The organism is Paenibacillus sp. R-74696 (assembly GCF_055814915.1).
On record NZ_JBPULM010000013.1, the window covers coordinates 96,230 to 112,358 of the forward strand.

Here is a 16,129-nt window from a genome sequence, read left to right on the forward strand (position 1 = left end):
GGAGGCTACCGGGCAATGAATAAAATCGGTGTAGTGAGGACGATCGTCGTCATTCAGGCGTTATGTATGATCGTACTAAGTGTAGTTGTTGTAGTGAGATTGTCGCCTTTTTCTGAAGGCATGCCGGACCATGAGCCAGATTCGGGAACACGTACTGAAACAGGTAATGAGGTTGTACCAGGCAGCTTGGATAATGATAAAATTGTTGCCATAATTGGCGATCACAGCATCAGGGAAAGCGAACTGATGAATGCGCTTAGCGAGCAATATGGCCAAGCTACCCTCAAGCTGATGATGATTCACAGCGCCATTGACCAAGAGGCTGCCTCGCAGCAGCTTGAAGTGACCGCTGAGGAACAGCAGAGAGCTGTTGAGGAGCAGGCAGAGGGATATGATAGCGAAGAGGATTTTTACCGCATCATGGATCAGCAGCTGGGCATGTCCAAAGAGGAAGTTTTGAAGGATACGAAGTACAGGCTGTTGACTGAAAAAATAGCGATCCAAAAAGTAGATGTGCCTGATGCTGAGGTTGAACGCTACATTGCGGATCATGAGGAGCAATACGGCGACAAGCTGCAATATCGCTTATCCTGGATTGTGACGGCGAATATGGAAGAGGCGAACCGCGTGCTGGATAAGCTCTCTGAGGGAGCAGACTTTGCGCAAGCAGCAGATAAATATTCGATAGATGCTTTTACGGCAGATGCTGGCGGAGATTTAGGCCTTATTGATGCCAATGACCCGTTTCATGAGCTGGCGATTCTTACGGCGGCAAGCAAGCTGGGTACAGGAGAGATCGCTGGCCCGATAGCGATTGCCGAAGGGTATGCCATCATTCGTTTGATGGAGCGCCACACAACGGATAAGCCACAGGGGCAGCAGCTGTATGAGCTGGTCCGCAAAGAGCTGGCATTATCACAGGCTCCTTCCCTAAGCCAAATTGAGCAGCAGCTATTGGAGAAATATGACGCGGTCACCTTTCCGTAAATATAAGAAATTTTAGGTTTGTTTATAAGCTTCCATTATATTGGAGCATCATATAGTCGTGTTCGCCAGACGATTGGAAAATGGGCGAACAATCCTTCTTTTTCAAAATGTAAGCATTTATAAGGCTTCCACTTATATCAGGCTTATATTTCAGCGCAAATTGATGCTTTATCGGTCAGGGATGGCGTTAGCCCGCCGTATTCGCATGAAGGAAATGAAGGTATTGACAACGAATACAACTCATTGATAAGATGGAATTAGTTTAAAAACCAACTGAATTAGTCGGAATAAGGAGGAAGTATGACACATGGCAAAAATCGTGCAAAGCATTACTGATCTAATTGGTGATACACCGCTAGTTCGCTTGAATCGTCTTGTTCCTGAGGACAGCGCTGAAATCTATGTAAAGCTTGAATATCAAAATCCAGGTGCGAGCGTAAAAGACCGTATCGCAATCAGCATGATCGAAGTAGCTGAACAGGAAGGCATCATCAAGCCAGGCGATACAATTGTTGAGCCTACGAGCGGCAACACGGGTATTGGTCTTGCATTGGTAGCAGCAGCTAAAGGCTATAAAGCCATTCTCGTTATGCCTGAGACGATGAGTATTGAGCGCCGCAACCTGCTTCGTGCTTATGGCGCAGAAGTGGTTCTGACGCCTGGTTCGGAAGGCATGAATGGAGCTGTTCGCAAAGCCGAGGAATTGGCGAAAGAAAACCCGTCCTATTTTATCCCGCAGCAGTTTAATAACCAAGCCAATGTAAAAATCCACCGCGAGACAACAGGTCCGGAAATCGTTGAGGCGATCAACTCCCTGGACGGCAAGCTAGATGCATTCGTAGCGGGTATTGGTACTGGCGGTACGATTACGGGTACTGGCGAAGTGCTGAAAAAGAACTTCAAAGATATTAAAATTTATGCGGTTGAGCCTGCGGCTTCCCCACTGCTTTCGGGTGGACAGCCTGGACCTCACAAAATCCAAGGGATTGGCGCTAACTTTGTGCCGACGATTTTGGATCGCGAAATTTATGACGAAGTCATTACGGTTGAAAATGATGATGCATTCGACTACGCACGCCGTGCTGCGAAAGAAGAAGGCATCTTGTGCGGAATTTCCTCCGGTGCTGCGATCTATGCTGCTTTGAAAGTGGCGAAGGAGCTTGGCAAAGGCAAGCGCGTTATCGCGGTTGTTCCAAGTAACGGTGAGCGTTACCTCAGTACGCCGCTGTTCAACTTCGAGAACTAACACTTATGTCCAATCGGGGCCGTGCCTTAAGTAGGATCGGTATACCGTTTGACTGGCCTTCCATTCATTTGAGTGGAGGGCTTTTTTCATATGCGTAAATGGCCGTGGGAATATGGCGGCAGCGCTCTTTCCTTTTGGGCGGGTATTCTGTATACTAGGCAAAATAAACATGCTTGTCGATCGGGGGTTGGAAGGTGATGTTCACCGCCTTTGACTATTGGTTAGGGTGGCACGCCGAGCGGAAGTATACGACTTTTCCACTGCTGCGGGAGCTGCCGCTTGGAGAAGAAGGTGTCGCTTCATGGGAAGAGGCATGGCGGGATGCATCGCCATATGCTTTTGTACTGGAGAGCGGTAAGGGCGGGCGCTATACGTATCTCGGCTTGCAGCCGGAAAGCGTTATTCGCGGCAAAGGTTTGGAAGCGGAATCCCGGACGCTGCGGACAGATGGAGCTGAAGCTTTAGATGATGCTAATTCGGGCTTGCGCTACCAGGGCAGGCCGCTCGAAGTGGTGCGGAGCTGGATGGAGCCATATCGCGCACCAAAGCTTGAAGCAGCTGGCACGCCGAAATGGACAGGCGGGTGTGTCGGATTTTGGAGCTATGACGTCGTTCGTTCGATTGAACGGCTGCCGGAGCTGACGGAAGATGATTTGAATGTGCCGGATTATTTATTTTTGCGTTTAAATGAACTATGGATTGTCGATCATAGCGACAAGAAGCTATATTGCGCTGTGCATACGCCTGTGCCAAGTGAAGCAGGTCAAGAGGAGCTGCGACTGCTTTATGCGCAAGCTTGCTCGCGGACCGGCGAGATGGCCGCTTATTGGCAGCAGCGGTTCGGGAGCGCAGCGAACGGCCAGCGAGGCGAGAATAATGCTGCAAGCACAAGCGATAGCAGCCGGCTGCGGCAAGAGCGGCAGCAGCTCGCTGACGATGATTCTCTTCACAGCAATGGGGACGCACTGGATGGGATCAGCACGCGTTTTTCGAAGGAAGCTTTTGAAGAGGCAGTTCGGCAAATTCAGCGTTACATCGGACAAGGCGATGTATTTCAGGTGAATTTATCGGTACGCCAGAGCCGGGCGCTGGCTGCGCAGCCGGAAGAGCTGTACGAGTGGCTGCGTCTCATTAATCCTTCTCCTTATATGGGCTTTCTGCGCTGTCCTGATTTTCAACTCGTGTCGGCTTCGCCGGAGCTGCTGGTTGAGCGCCGCGGCGACTTGCTTGCAGCCCGACCAATTGCCGGAACGCGCAGGCGCGGCCGAACAGAAGAAGAAAATGAGCTCATGGCGGAAGAGCTGCGGACAAGCGAGAAGGAGCGCGCCGAGCATATTATGCTGGTCGATCTGGAGCGCAACGATTTGGGCCGGATTTCGGCTTACGGCACGGTGAAAGTGGAAGAGCTGATGGTTATTGAGCAGTATTCGCATGTGATGCATTTGGTATCCCAAGTCGAGGGGCGGCTTGCCGAGGGCAAGGATGCTTATGATGTCATTGCGGCGACTTTCCCAGGCGGCACCATTACAGGCGCTCCGAAAATCCGCACGATGGAAATTATTGAAGAGCTGGAGCCTGTAAGGCGCGGTCCTTATACCGGCTCGCTCGGATGGATTGACTATAATGGCGATATGGAATTTAATATTATTATACGAACGATGGTCGTCAAGGATGGCATGGTGCATATCCAGGCTGGAGCAGGCATTGTCATTGATTCCAAGCCGGAGCGCGAATATAAGGAATCACTAAGCAAGGCCAAGGCGCTGTGGAAGGCGATTGAGTATAGTGAGCGGTTCAGGCAGGCTGCGCCAAGCGGGCGCAAACAATAGAGGGGGCGCATGCGATGATTCTCGTAATAGATAACTATGATTCGTTTACCTACAACCTGGTGCAATATTTAGGCGAGCTTGGCGAGGACATTGTTGTGAAAAGAAATGATGAGCTGGGGCTGGCGGACATTGAGCAGCTGGCGCCTGACCATATTTTGATTTCTCCAGGACCATGCTCTCCGAACGAGGCAGGCATCAGCCTGTCGCTCATTGAGCATTTTAAAGGGAAAATCCCGATTTTCGGCGTGTGTCTTGGCCATCAGGCGATTGGACAAGCGTTTGGCGGCGATGTCATTCGCGCAGAGCGCCTGATGCATGGCAAAACTTCGCAAATGGTGCATGACGGCAAGACGATTTTTGAAGGAATCCCTTCACCGTTTACCGCAACCCGTTACCATTCCCTTATCGTGAAAAAAGAAACCCTGCCAGACTGTCTTGAAATCAGCGCAGAAACAGCGGAAGGCGAAATTATGGCCCTTCGCCATAAAGAATACCCGATTGAAGGGGTGCAATTCCATCCGGAATCGATTATTTCCGAGCATGGGCTGACGCTGCTGCGCAACTTTTTGAAAATTCGTACAGGCGCGCCGCGATGAAGGTTGCGTTGGGCGGCGTTGTCATGGATGCCGGGCAAGCTGTGATCTCAATATATGATCACGGCTTTTTGTACGGTTTGGGTTTGTTCGAGACGTTTCGAACCTATGGCGGCCGCGCTTATTTGCTGGAGCGGCATTTGCGGCGTCTGGAAGCGGGCTGTTTGTCGCTGGGCATCCGCTACAAAGCGGATCAAACCGCACTGGAGGCGAGCATTGCCAAACTGCTTCAGGCGAATGAGCTGAAGGACGGCTATGTCCGGTTGACCGTTACAGCGGGCGATGGCGGGCTAGGCTTGCCAGTGGGCGATTACGAGCAGCCGCAGGAGTTGATCTTGATGAAGGGGCTGCCGCCCTATCAGGCGGCGCTTTATGAGCATGGCCGAGAGCTTAGGCTGCTGCATACGAAGCGCAATACGCCAGAGGGCGAGATTCGACTTAAATCGCTGCATTATATGAATAATATTATAGCGAAGCGCGAGCTTGCCGCGAGCGATGCCTCGCCGGGAGCAGAAGGCTTGATGCTGAGCGGCGACGGCCTGCTGACGGAAGGCATCGTCAGCAATCTTTTTTTCGCCCAGGATGGTATTATTCGGACGCCTGCGGTAGATACGGGCATCCTGCCCGGCATTACGCGAGAGCGCGTTCTGGAGCTGGCCCGTGCGGCTGGCTTTCAGGCAGAAGAAGGACACTACAGCTGGAATCAACTGCTGGGGGCAGATGAAATATGGCTGACGGGCTCCGTACAGGAGCTGGTGCCAGTGACGCGGTTATCTGGTACCGACGGTACTCAGGTGCAGGTCGGCAAAGGGGCAGGTGCGGGAATCGGCGTGGGCTACGAATCGGCAAGAAATGCAGCTAGGCTTGAAGCCGAAGTAGAAGCTGGGACTGCAGCTGGTCCGATCACTCGTCAGCTTTTAAAGGCCTATCGCTCCGATACGATGAGAAGCAAGTAAGGCGGGAGCGTCAGGCGACTGCATATCAAGACTAGTATAGCTAAAGGTGTGAACGTAGCTTATGAATACAGCAAGAGAAGGCAAGCTTGAATATTACAGCAGGAGCTATGGGCTGGCTTGCGGCACTCGGCTGGAGCTGGGCAAGCGCACGCTGATTATGGGCATATTGAATGCGACGCCGGATTCTTTCTCCGATGGCGGGAAATTTAATGAAGTGGAGGCGGCTGTCAGCCGCGCTGTGGAGATGGCCGCAGAGGGCGCGGATATTATTGATATCGGCGGCGAGTCCACACGTCCAGACTTTGTGCCGGTCGATGCCGAGGAGGAGCTGCGCCGCGTGATTCCGGTCATTCAAGCTGTCCGCGCCGCGCTGCCGCATATCGCGATATCGATAGATACGTATAAAGCAAAGACAGCGCGCCATGCGCTCGAAGCAGGAGCTACGATCATTAACGATATTTGGGGACTCAAATACGATGCCGATATGGCGGCAGCCGCAGCAGCATACGGCTGCCCGGTTATTTTAACGCATAATCGCACGAATCCCGTCTATCTGGCCGCTGATTTTGTAGAGGATGTTATTGCCGATTTGAAAGAAAGCATCGAAATCGCAAGACATGCCGGCGTGAATGAAGAGCAGATCTGGCTCGATCCAGGGCTTGGCTTTGCCAAAACCTATGAGCAAAATATGGAGCTGCTAGGACGGCTCGCCGAGCTGCACGCTCTGGGCTATCCTGTGCTGCTGGGCACTTCACGCAAGAGCTTCATTAGGCAGACGCTGAATCTGCCAAGGGAAGAGCTGGTAGAGGGTACGGCAGCAACAACGGCTCTTGGCATTGCTCAAGGCTGCCAAATCGTTAGGGTGCATGACGTCCGCGCGAATAAAAGAACAGCTGTGATGTCGGATGCGATTATCTATCCGCGTTATTCATAGATTCAGATATAAGTATAAGGGGCGTAAGCTTATGGATAGAATGCTTGTGAAAGGCATGCAGTTTTACGGTTATCACGGTGTTTTTGCAGAAGAGAACAGGCTGGGCCAAAAATTTGGCGTCGATCTGGAGCTGCTGCTGGATTTGGAGAAGGCGGCAACGATGGATGATTTGGAAGCAACGGTGAATTATGCCGAATTGCATGCGTTAACGAAGAAAATTGTCGAAGGAACGCCGTTTAAATTGATTGAAGCTTTAGCAGGTAGCATTGCAACCCAGTTGCTGTCGGCTTATACTATGATAAATGAAGTAACGGTTCGTGTGACGAAGCCGAACCCGCCGTTCGACATTCATTTTGATGGCGTGATGGTAGAGCTGCGCAGAAAGCGGGATGCTGATGGACGCGTTGTCACCGTTTAACTCGCCCGCATATGCTTATGTGGCTCTAGGTTCAAATGTAGGTGATCGGCAGCAGCTTTTGCTGCAAGCGATCCAGCAGTTAAGTGGCCGCCCAGACATCGAAGTGCTTCGCGTTTCGGGCGTGTACGAGACCGATCCGGTCGGCTATACGGATCAGCCCCCTTTTCTGAATATGGCTATCGCCGTGCGAACTACGCTGTCCCCGCTTGCTTTACTGCACGTTCTGCTGGATACCGAGCAGCAGCTTGGGCGTGTCAGAGATATTCGATGGGGGCCGCGCACTATAGATCTCGATTTGCTGTTGTATGCTGATGTCGTGATGGATGGCGAGGAGCTGACGCTTCCGCATCCACGAATGATGGAACGCTCCTTCGTGCTCGTTCCGCTTGGTGATGTGATCGAGCAGTCCCATCCGCTTAAGGAACAGGTGGCTGCGGCCGCGGCTTCAGCGCTTCAGGATGGAAAGGAAGGCATCATGTTATGGAAAATCATCAATTGGCACAGCGAGTCCGGGCATTTCGTAAGCTAAAGGGCTACACACAACAGGAATTAGCAAAAGTACTTGGCGTGTCGGTAGCGGTGTTAGGCTCCCTTGAGCGTGGCACCCGCAAGGCGGACGCCAAGTTATTGATTCATATATCAAACACCCTTGGCATTAGCTATGAAGAGTTGACGGATTCGGGTTCGAACGGAAACGTGTAAGAAACTAACGTACTAGGAAACAAATCAGAGGAGGAGTGAGGAGAAACATGCTGAAAATCGGAGACATCGAGATGAAGAACAGGGTTGTGCTTGCACCGATGGCCGGCGTGTGTAATCCCGCTTTCCGTCTAATTGCAAAGGAATTTGGAACAGGTCTTGTATGCGCGGAGATGGTGAGCGACAAGGCGATTTTGCACGGCAATAAGCGGACGATGGAAATGCTGTTCGTGGACGAGCGTGAGAAGCCGCTTAGCTTGCAAATCGTCGGCGGTGACCGTGAATCGCTGGTCGAGGCGGCGAAGGTCGTGGATAAGCAAACCAATGCTGATATTATTGATATCAATATGGGCTGCCCGGTACCGAAAGTAACGAACTGCGATGCCGGAGCACGTTGGCTGCTTGACCCGAACAAAATTTACGAGATGGTTTCTGCCGTAGTGGAAGCTGTTGATAAGCCAGTAACGGTGAAAATGCGTATTGGCTGGGATGACGAGCATATTTATGTGGTGGAAAATGCGCGCGCCGTTGAGCGTGCTGGCGGCAAAGCGGTCAGCGTTCACGGTCGTACGCGCGAGCAGCAGTACACAGGCGTAGCGAATTGGGACATCATTCGCGATGTGAAGCAGGCGGTGTCGATTCCGGTAATCGGCAACGGGGATGTTTTTTCACCTGAAGATGCCAAACGCTTACTGGAGCATACGGGCTGTGACGGCGTCATGATCGGACGCGGTGCACTTGGAAACCCTTGGATGCTGTACCGGACCATTCAGTATTTGACGAATGGCGAGCTGCTGCCCGATCCTATGCCGCGTGAGAAGATGCTGGTCGCTACCTTGCATCTGGACCGTCTCATTGATCTAAAAGGCGAAGCGGTTGCCGTACGGGAAATGCGCAAGCATTTGGCTTGGTATTTGAAAGGCTTGCCGGGCGGTGCGCGCGTCAAGGATGTTATTATGGAAGAAACCGGCCGTGACCGGATGGTGGACATTTTGGATCGATATGTGTTGTCGCTTGAAGAGCAGGGCCTTGCTGCTGCGAGCCTGTAGTCTGAAATAGCGGGCTGTTCAGATACGGCTGTGCGCCATGCCGAGCATTGTCAAACTTGATTTGCAAATGAAATAAACGGGCAGGTTATCTGAGAACGTTCAGAGGCCTGCCTTTTTTCAAAATATAAGATGATAAAGGCGCTTCTCCTTAAAATGGAAAGGTTATGTAAAAAATCTTATATATTTGGAACTTTGTGTTTTTTGTAAACGAGTTAGGAAGGAATGTGCGGTTTTATAACGAATAAAAAAGAAGGGCCGTGCGGCTGTCCCGCCAACTGCAATAGTGGGCACAGACACAGGAGCTTTTACAAGCGGCGCGTTCCTTGCAGACAGGTATACATATATGGTGGGCAACGCTTTCAAGGGGCCTAATGCGAAAGTCGTTCCAGTCGTTTGGCTTTGATTGACATTCAGGAGAACATTGCATATAATCGTGCAATATAACCTTAATGACTATAGTCAACACGGCTTATCTGCTCCCTCAGCTTGGTCTGAGGCAAGAGGAGCGTAATATATTAATTAACAGTGAATTCATACCTGGTATGAAAATTGGTCACACGACGGGAGAATCGGAAAGATGAGCGATAAAGAGATCATTCTGACTCAGGAAGGTTTGAGAAAGCTTGAGGACGAACTGGAGATGCTGAAATCGGTCAAGCGTCGCGAAGTAGCTGAGCGGATCAAGGTCGCGATTGGCTACGGCGATATTAGCGAAAACTCCGAGTATGAAGATGCTAAGAATGAGCAGGCCTTCATCGAAGGTCGTATCATTACGTTGGAGAAGATGCTCCGCAACGCTCGGATCATCAATAGCGATGAAATCGATACGGACGTGGTCAGCATCGGCTCCACGGTAACCGTAGAAGATTTAGAATTTGGCGATAAAATGGAATATGCGATTGTCGGTTCTGCTGAATCGGACCCGCTTAACAATAAGATTTCCAATGAGAGCCCTGTTGGCAGAGCGATTTTGGGTAAAAAGGAAGGCACGGTCGTTGATGTCAGCGTACCTGCCGGCGTTATACAGTATAGAATCGTCGATATTAAAAAATAAGGTTTGCACTGTGTCTGATTCAGAAAGCTTCCTTAAGCGGAAGCTTTTTGAACGTTAAAGCGGTGCCTTAGGAGATGAAATCAAGTTGGAACATCAGAACACCGAGACAGGTCATGAACAAGAACAAGAGCTAAGCGAGCTGCTGCAAATCCGCCGTGACAAACTGGACGAGCTGAGAGGACTCGGCATTGATCCATTCGGCAGCAAATTCGAGCGTTCGCATAATGCGAAGGACATCGTGTCCGCTTATGAGTCGTTTACGAAGGAAGAGCTGGAGGAGAAAGCCGTTCAGGTTAGCATTGCGGGCCGGATTATGCAGAAGCGCGGCATGGGGAAAGCGAGCTTTGCCCACATTCAGGATCTAAGCGGCAAAATTCAAATTTATGCGCGCAAGGATACGGTTGAGGAAAATCAATTCGCAGCGTTCACCCTGCTTGATATCGGCGATATCATCGGCGTGAAGGGAACGGTATTCAAGACGAATACCGGCGAAGTATCGGTAAAAGCGCTGGAAGTGATCGTACTTACGAAATCGCTTCTGCCTTTGCCGGACAAGTTCCATGGACTGAAGGATGTCGAGCTGCGCTACCGCCAGCGTTATGTTGATCTAATTGTGAATCCTGATGTTCAACAGACGTTCATCTCCCGCTCCCGCATTATTCAATCGATGAGACGTTACCTGGATGACCAGAACTATCTGGAAGTGGAAACGCCGACGCTGCACTCCATTCCAGGCGGAGCATCCGCAAGACCTTTCATCACGCATCATAATGCGCTTGATATGCAGCTGTACATGCGTATCGCGATTGAGCTGCATTTGAAACGCCTCATTGTTGGCGGTATGGAGAAGGTTTACGAAATTGGCCGCGTTTATCGGAACGAAGGCATGTCGACGCGCCATAATCCAGAGTTTACGATGCTGGAGCTGTATGAGGCTTACGCTGACTACAAGGACATTATGGCATTGACTGAAAACATGATTGCGCATATCGCGCAGGATGTGCTTGGCACAACCAAAATCATTTACCAAGGCCAGGAAGTCGACCTGACGCCGCAATGGCGCCGTATTTCAATGGTTGATCTGGTTAAGGAAATCAAAGGCGTTGATTTCAGCGTTCAAATGACGGACGAAGAAGCACATGCCATTGCGAAGGAGCATAACGTCAAAGTAGAGCCGCATATGACGTTCGGTCATATTGTGAATGCATTCTTTGAAGAGTTTTGCGAGCATACGCTTATTCAGCCGACCTTCGTTACGGGACATCCGGTTGCGATTTCGCCGCTGGCGAAGAAAAGCCCGGTTGATCCGCGCTTCACCGACCGTTTTGAATTGTTTATCGTGGCGCGCGAGCATGCCAATGCGTTTACAGAGCTGAATGATCCGATCGATCAGCGCGAACGTTTTGAGGCGCAGCTGCTGGAGAAGGAGCAAGGCAATGACGAGGCGCATGAGATGGATGATGATTTCATCCGCGCGCTTGAGTACGGCTTGCCGCCAACTGGCGGACTAGGAATCGGCATCGACCGTCTGGTCATGCTGTTGACCGATGCGCCTTCCATCCGCGACGTGCTGCTGTTCCCGCATATGCGCAATCTGGCAGGCGAATAGCCAATCATAGTTTTCTACTAACCTGTTGAGGCCTAAGGCTTCAGCAGGTTTTTTTCTGTAAATAGGCTAGAATAGCTGTTTGAGCGTGCTTTAGGCTAGGCAATAGGCTGATGCCGCCTCCATCCATTGACCCGTGCCTTATTTTCCTTTAAAGTGAATATGTATTTTCAGACAAAAAAAGCTATCTTAGCGAGGTATTGACTATAGAAATCAGAGGTGAACAGACGTTGCTGAAAGGTTCGATGAGAAGTTTGCGGTTGGTCATATGCATGGTAATGCTCTTATTCAGTTTTTTGCCTTATGGCAGCAAGCAGGTGTTCGCGGAGGAATTTAATATTATACATAATGCTGGCTTCGAAAGTACGGAGTCTGGCGTGCCTTTGTCATGGACGCAGGATGTATGGGAAGCGGGCGAGAGCATTTCGCGCTTCACGCTGGAACAGTCCGATGTTTATTCGGGCACCGGCGCAGCTAAAATTCAAAATTTTCAACCGAACCATGCCAAGTGGATACAGAAGCTGACGGTTAGTCCGGACGCCTATTACCATGTGAGTGGCTGGGTCAAGGTTTCAGATGCGAAGAGTGATGCAATCGGCGCTAATTTGTTTATTGTAGGAGTTGGTGATCCATTTCCTCAGTTGACCGATACTGCGGGCGAATGGAAGCTGCTCGAATTTTACGGCCAGACAGGCCCGGAGCAAAAAGAGCTGCAAATGGGCATCAGCCTGGGCGGCTACGGTAGCTTGAATACGGGAACAGCGCTGTTTGATGATTTGAAAATGGAACAGCTTCCAGCAAAGCCGGAAAACGTCCAAATCATCTCCTTTGAACCATCGAAGCTGACAGGCGGCGGGGGAGCAGCTTCAGGAACTGATAATTTGGACCCGAAAAAGATATCTGCTTTTCCCGTATTATCGATATCGGCCCTATTCGGCCTCTTGTTTGTTTTTCTTTATCGAAAAATGCTTCGGACACAGCCACTCGGCAAGCCTCGCATCTCCTACCGTAGCTGGCTGATTGCCGCTATGGCGGCGGCCCTTATTTTCAGGCTATGGGTTGCGATTAAGGTGCCGGGCTACGTCAACGATATTAAAACCTTTATGTACTGGGCGGATCGCGCCTATCAGAATGGCGTACAGCATTTTTATGAAGAAGGAGTCTTCGCAGATTACCCGCCGGGCTACGTCTACATTTTGTATGTCCTTGCTGCTATCAAATCTTGGTTCAGCATAAATCCTGATACAAGCGGAGCAACGCTGCTGTTCAAGCTCCCGGCCATCGTGGCTGATTTGGTTTCCAGCTGGCTCATTTACCGTTTTGCCAAAACAAAGCTCAATCCAGCGGCAGCGGCAGGTCTTGCCCTGCTCTATGTCTGGAACCCGGCGATCTGGATCAATTCAGCGGGCTGGGGACAGGTGGATTCCTTCTTCACCCTGTTCCTCATTATGGCCATTAGCAGCATGGCAGGGGAACGTTTGGAACGAGGAGGCATCTGGTTCGCACTTGCCGTACTTATTAAACCGCAGGCGTTGATTTTCGCTCCGGTCGTATTGCTCGCTTACTGGCACAAACGCGATTGGAAGCGTGCCCTGCTGAGCGTCGCTTACGGCATAATCGCTTTTCTGGTGTTTGCCGCTCCGTTTTTCTTAACCAATGGCGGTTTGATCGGTGTTATTGAGCTTTACAAAGCGACGCTGTCCTCCTATCCTTACGCAACGCTGAATGCGTTCAACCTATATGCGCTTACGGGAGGGAATTGGGCACCGCTGGAGAGCAGCTGGCTTGCGCTGTCCTATAAAACTTGGGGCAACATTGCCATAGCACTAGCGGTTATAGCCGCACTATGGTTCTCCTTTATGGGCAAGCCAAAGCGCAATCTGGGCATCTCTTATTTTATTGCGATCATTCTCATTACAATCGTCTTTCTGTTTGCGACAAAGATGCATGAGCGTTACCTGTTCCCCGTCATTTTGCTGTATGTTTTCGCCTATATCGAGTCTCAGGATCGGCGACTGCTCCATCTCTTGATGGGCTTCAGTGTCACGCATTTCATTAATGTAGGCTACGTGCTTGCATTTAGCGAGGCGGGCCAGCATACGGTGACCGACGGCATTGTCATTTTGTGCTCGATTACGAATTTGTGCTTGTTCGCCTATTTGCTTTATGTCGGCTATTCACTCTATGTAAAAAATGATCAAAAACCAGTTCCTCCACTCACACAGGAAGAATTGCGCGAAGCAGACCGTCAGGCACTGAAGGAGCTGGAGCAGCAGAGCGTCCCTAAGGGCAAGGAACTTCAAGCTTCTTCCTCTGATAAGAGCGGCAATAAGCTCACTCGCAAGGACTGGTGGTGGATGGGCGGCATTACCGCTGTCTATGCAATTGTGGCGCTGCTTAATTTGGGCTCGTTTAACAGCCTGAATACAGGCTGGAAGCCGCAGCAAAATGGCCAGAGCTTTTATGTTGACCTTGGTCAAACACAGCAGCTGGAGCGGGTCAACATGTTCGGCGGCGTGGGCTCCGGCAAGCTCAAGCTGGAGTTTGGAAATTCACCGGATGCCTGGAGCGGCGGCGTAGATGTCGAGCTGAAAATCGGCGATAATTTAAAATGGGTAGTCCAGCCGCTTAACGTGAGCGCAAGATATGCCAAGGTTACAGTTGCCTCAACGGGTTTCTCGCTGCAGGAAATGGCCTTTTATCCAAGTGGAAGTGATCAGCCGCTGCCTATTGGAGACATTGTTTATATCGGCTCTAATGCGGCAGCGGCCGAGGACCCGCGTTTTGGCCTTGTGGAGCATCTATTTGATGAACAAAGCTCGGCAGCTTACAAGTCGACCTATTGGAACGGCTCATATTTCGATGAGATTTATCATGCACGTACTGCGTATGAGTTCCTTGAGGATTTGACAGTATATGAAAATACACATCCGCCACTGGGCAAAATACTCATCGCCATCGGCATCAAGCTGTTCGGGCTCAGTCCATTCGGCTGGCGGATCATTGGAACGCTGTTCGGCATTGCGATGATTCCGCTTATGTATATATTCGTGCTGCGGTTGTTCCGCTACCGCACGGTTTATGCAGCAGCTGGCGCGATTTTGCTGGCGGCCGATTTCATGCATTTCACACAGACGCGCATTGCGACGATCGATGTGTACGCCGTATTTTTCATTATGCTGATGTTCTACTTCATGTACCGTTACTATAGAATGAACTTCTATTTAGTGGCCCTAGGGAAGACGCTCGTTCCGCTTTCGCTTGCGGGGGTCGTATTCGGCATCGGCGCAGCGTCCAAATGGATCGTCATTTACGGCGGGGCAGGGCTTGCCATTATGCTTGGCTTATCCTTGTTCGACCGGTATAAGCAGTATGCAGCCTCCAAGCGTGCGCTTGCATCTGGTACGGCGAGTGCTGAGCAGAAGGAAACGTATAAGCGCGTCATTAAGGCTTTCCCACGCAATGCGCTGTTAACGCTCGCGAGCTGTTTGATTACGTACATCGCCATTCCGGTTGTCATTTACAGCCTATCCTTTATGCCGGTGCTGAACGCAGGCGATGGCAAGTATACAATTGAAGGCCTGGTAAGTCAGCAGGAGCATATGTACTCTTATCACAGCGAGCTTGTTGCTACGCATCCTTATTCCTCTCAGTGGTGGGAGTGGCCGTTTATGAAGCGGCCGGTATGGTATTACAGCGGCAAGGATTTAGAAAACCCTAATGATGTGTCGTCGATTTCCGCATTCGGCAATCCGCTTATTTGGTGGACGGGGCTGTTTGCGCTAATAGGCGCCTTCTATATAAGCCTTAAGCGCAAGGATAAACGCATGTATATAGTCTGGATCGCTTATCTGTCGCAATACTTGCCGTGGATGCTTGTGCCAAGGTTGACGTTTATTTATCATTATTTTGCGATGGTGCCGTTCATGATCATGGCGATACTCTATATGTTCCAGACGGCAGAGGAAAAAAATCCGAAGTGGAGAAAATATCTAGGCATCTACGTCGCGGCAGCAGTCGTGCTGTTCATTATGTTTTATCCTGTGCTATCCGGATTGCCTTTCAGCAAAACCTATGTGGCTCATATTCTACGCTGGTTCCCGAGCTGGGTGCTCTACAGCGGCTAGTGCCAGAAAGCTGAGTTATGCAAGCATTTAAACGAAGAAGTTTAGGAAGACAAAGGAGCGGCAACATGTCCCAAGGTACAATGAGGCAAACAATCAGGCAGTTTATAATGTTTAATATGATAGGGCTTGTAAATACGGCTGTCGATTTTATGGTGTTTAGCCTCTTGGTATGGCTGGGTGTGTACTTCGTTGGCGCACAGGTGATTTCTTATGGAGCAGGTATTGTGAACAGCTACGTTATGAATTCATGGCTGACGTTCGGCAAAGGGCCGGAGCAGCGAAGAGAACGCAAATTTGATAAAGCGCAGGCAATAAGGTTTACTATTTTGAGCTGTACGGTACTCGGTCTGTCGTTGCCCTTATTGTATTTCGTGTCTGAAAAGATGCTTGTTAACGAGTGGCTGGCAAAGCTGCTCGTTACGGGGGTAACGACAGTGCTCAATTTTATTGGCAGCAAAAAGTGGGTTTTCCGCGGTAAATAAGGCTTTGCAACGCCGGAAAAAGCCGCTGTAATGCGGGTTTAATAAAAGTTAAAAGTTTTTTTAAAAAAACACTTGCAATCCTCTAGGCACCCGTGATATATTATATGAGTCGCCGCTGAGACATACGGCAGACAAGAACAAAACGCAAG

At 50.4% G+C, this 16,129-nt stretch carries 14 protein-coding genes; all 14 read left to right on the forward strand.

What is annotated here, in order from left to right:
• Positions 1-15: 15 nt before the first annotated feature.
• The 14 genes from ACSR9A_RS02645 (at position 16) to ACSR9A_RS02710 (ending at position 15,980) form a co-directional block, all read left to right on the forward strand.
• A complete protein-coding gene (locus ACSR9A_RS02645; RefSeq protein ID WP_473755455.1) occupies positions 16-987 on the forward strand; it encodes a peptidylprolyl isomerase in 972 nt (323 codons plus the stop codon).
• 307 nt (positions 988-1,294) lie between these two features.
• Positions 1,295-2,233: a cysteine synthase A gene (gene cysK / locus ACSR9A_RS02650; protein WP_046234444.1), complete on the forward strand. Its 939-nt coding sequence runs from the start codon at positions 1,295-1,297 to the stop codon at positions 2,231-2,233.
• Between the two features lie 197 nt (positions 2,234-2,430).
• Positions 2,431-4,062, forward strand: a complete 1,632-nt coding sequence (locus ACSR9A_RS02655) for an anthranilate synthase component I family protein (protein WP_473755470.1) — start codon at positions 2,431-2,433, stop codon at positions 4,060-4,062.
• A 14-nt stretch (positions 4,063-4,076) separates the two neighbouring features.
• A complete protein-coding gene (pabA, locus tag ACSR9A_RS02660) occupies positions 4,077-4,658 on the forward strand; it encodes an aminodeoxychorismate/anthranilate synthase component II (RefSeq protein WP_046234446.1) in 582 nt (193 codons plus the stop codon).
• Positions 4,655-5,611 carry an aminotransferase class IV gene (locus ACSR9A_RS02665; RefSeq protein ID WP_473755456.1) on the forward strand — a complete coding sequence of 319 codons (957 nt, stop codon included), beginning with the start codon at positions 4,655-4,657 and terminating at the stop codon, positions 5,609-5,611. The genes pabA and ACSR9A_RS02665 overlap by 4 nt, the downstream gene beginning before the upstream one ends.
• Positions 5,612-5,672: 61 nt before the next feature.
• On the forward strand, positions 5,673-6,545 hold the full coding sequence (folP, locus tag ACSR9A_RS02670; RefSeq protein ID WP_473755457.1) for a dihydropteroate synthase: 873 nt from the start codon (positions 5,673-5,675) through the stop codon (positions 6,543-6,545).
• 31 nt (positions 6,546-6,576) lie between these two features.
• Positions 6,577-6,963 carry a dihydroneopterin aldolase gene (folB, locus tag ACSR9A_RS02675; RefSeq protein WP_473755458.1) on the forward strand — a complete coding sequence of 129 codons (387 nt, stop codon included), beginning with the start codon at positions 6,577-6,579 and terminating at the stop codon, positions 6,961-6,963.
• Positions 6,941-7,492, forward strand: a complete 552-nt coding sequence (gene folK, locus ACSR9A_RS02680) for a 2-amino-4-hydroxy-6-hydroxymethyldihydropteridine diphosphokinase (RefSeq protein WP_046234450.1) — start codon at positions 6,941-6,943, stop codon at positions 7,490-7,492. Before folB ends, folK begins: the two co-directional genes overlap by 23 nt.
• Positions 7,444-7,665 (forward strand): helix-turn-helix domain-containing protein, encoded by a 222-nt coding sequence (locus ACSR9A_RS02685; RefSeq protein WP_341280364.1) that lies wholly within the window; start codon positions 7,444-7,446, stop codon positions 7,663-7,665. Before folK ends, ACSR9A_RS02685 begins: the two co-directional genes overlap by 49 nt.
• A gap of 47 nt (positions 7,666-7,712) precedes the next feature.
• Positions 7,713-8,711: a tRNA dihydrouridine synthase DusB gene (gene dusB / locus ACSR9A_RS02690; RefSeq protein ID WP_473755459.1), complete on the forward strand. Its 999-nt coding sequence runs from the start codon at positions 7,713-7,715 to the stop codon at positions 8,709-8,711.
• A 577-nt stretch (positions 8,712-9,288) separates the two neighbouring features.
• The gene (gene greA / locus ACSR9A_RS02695) at positions 9,289-9,765 is read left to right on the forward strand and encodes a transcription elongation factor GreA (RefSeq protein WP_046234453.1); all 477 of its coding nucleotides are present in this window, start codon (positions 9,289-9,291) and stop codon (positions 9,763-9,765) included.
• A gap of 85 nt (positions 9,766-9,850) precedes the next feature.
• Entirely contained in the window at positions 9,851-11,374 is a 1,524-nt protein-coding gene (lysS, locus tag ACSR9A_RS02700; protein ID WP_473755460.1) for a lysine--tRNA ligase, read from the forward strand.
• 269 nt (positions 11,375-11,643) lie between these two features.
• The gene (locus tag ACSR9A_RS02705) at positions 11,644-15,498 is read left to right on the forward strand and encodes a glycosyltransferase family 39 protein (protein ID WP_473755461.1); all 3,855 of its coding nucleotides are present in this window, start codon (positions 11,644-11,646) and stop codon (positions 15,496-15,498) included.
• A 65-nt stretch (positions 15,499-15,563) separates the two neighbouring features.
• Complete coding sequence (locus tag ACSR9A_RS02710; RefSeq protein ID WP_046234455.1) at positions 15,564-15,980, forward strand: GtrA family protein; 417 nt, start codon at positions 15,564-15,566, stop codon at positions 15,978-15,980.
• The last annotated feature ends 149 nt before the right edge of the window (positions 15,981-16,129 follow it).

Bases quoted from the DNA above. Each gene is read 5' to 3' on its own strand.
- ACSR9A_RS02645 (WP_473755455.1), top strand. From the start codon at position 16: ATGAATAAAATCGGTGTAGTGAGGACGATCGTCGTCATTCAGGCGTTA.
- cysK (WP_046234444.1), top strand. From the start codon at position 1,295: ATGGCAAAAATCGTGCAAAGCATTACTGATCTAATTGGTGATACACCG.
- ACSR9A_RS02655 (WP_473755470.1), top strand. From the start codon at position 2,431: ATGTTCACCGCCTTTGACTATTGGTTAGGGTGGCACGCCGAGCGGAAG.
- pabA (WP_046234446.1), top strand. From the start codon at position 4,077: ATGATTCTCGTAATAGATAACTATGATTCGTTTACCTACAACCTGGTG.
- ACSR9A_RS02665 (WP_473755456.1), top strand. From the start codon at position 4,655: ATGAAGGTTGCGTTGGGCGGCGTTGTCATGGATGCCGGGCAAGCTGTG.
- folP (WP_473755457.1), top strand. From the start codon at position 5,673: ATGAATACAGCAAGAGAAGGCAAGCTTGAATATTACAGCAGGAGCTAT.
- folB (WP_473755458.1), top strand. From the start codon at position 6,577: ATGGATAGAATGCTTGTGAAAGGCATGCAGTTTTACGGTTATCACGGT.
- folK (WP_046234450.1), top strand. From the start codon at position 6,941: ATGGACGCGTTGTCACCGTTTAACTCGCCCGCATATGCTTATGTGGCT.
- ACSR9A_RS02685 (WP_341280364.1), top strand. From the start codon at position 7,444: ATGGAAAATCATCAATTGGCACAGCGAGTCCGGGCATTTCGTAAGCTA.
- dusB (WP_473755459.1), top strand. From the start codon at position 7,713: ATGCTGAAAATCGGAGACATCGAGATGAAGAACAGGGTTGTGCTTGCA.
- greA (WP_046234453.1), top strand. From the start codon at position 9,289: ATGAGCGATAAAGAGATCATTCTGACTCAGGAAGGTTTGAGAAAGCTT.
- ACSR9A_RS02705 (WP_473755461.1), top strand. From the start codon at position 11,644: ATGGTAATGCTCTTATTCAGTTTTTTGCCTTATGGCAGCAAGCAGGTG.
- ACSR9A_RS02710 (WP_046234455.1), top strand. From the start codon at position 15,564: ATGTCCCAAGGTACAATGAGGCAAACAATCAGGCAGTTTATAATGTTT.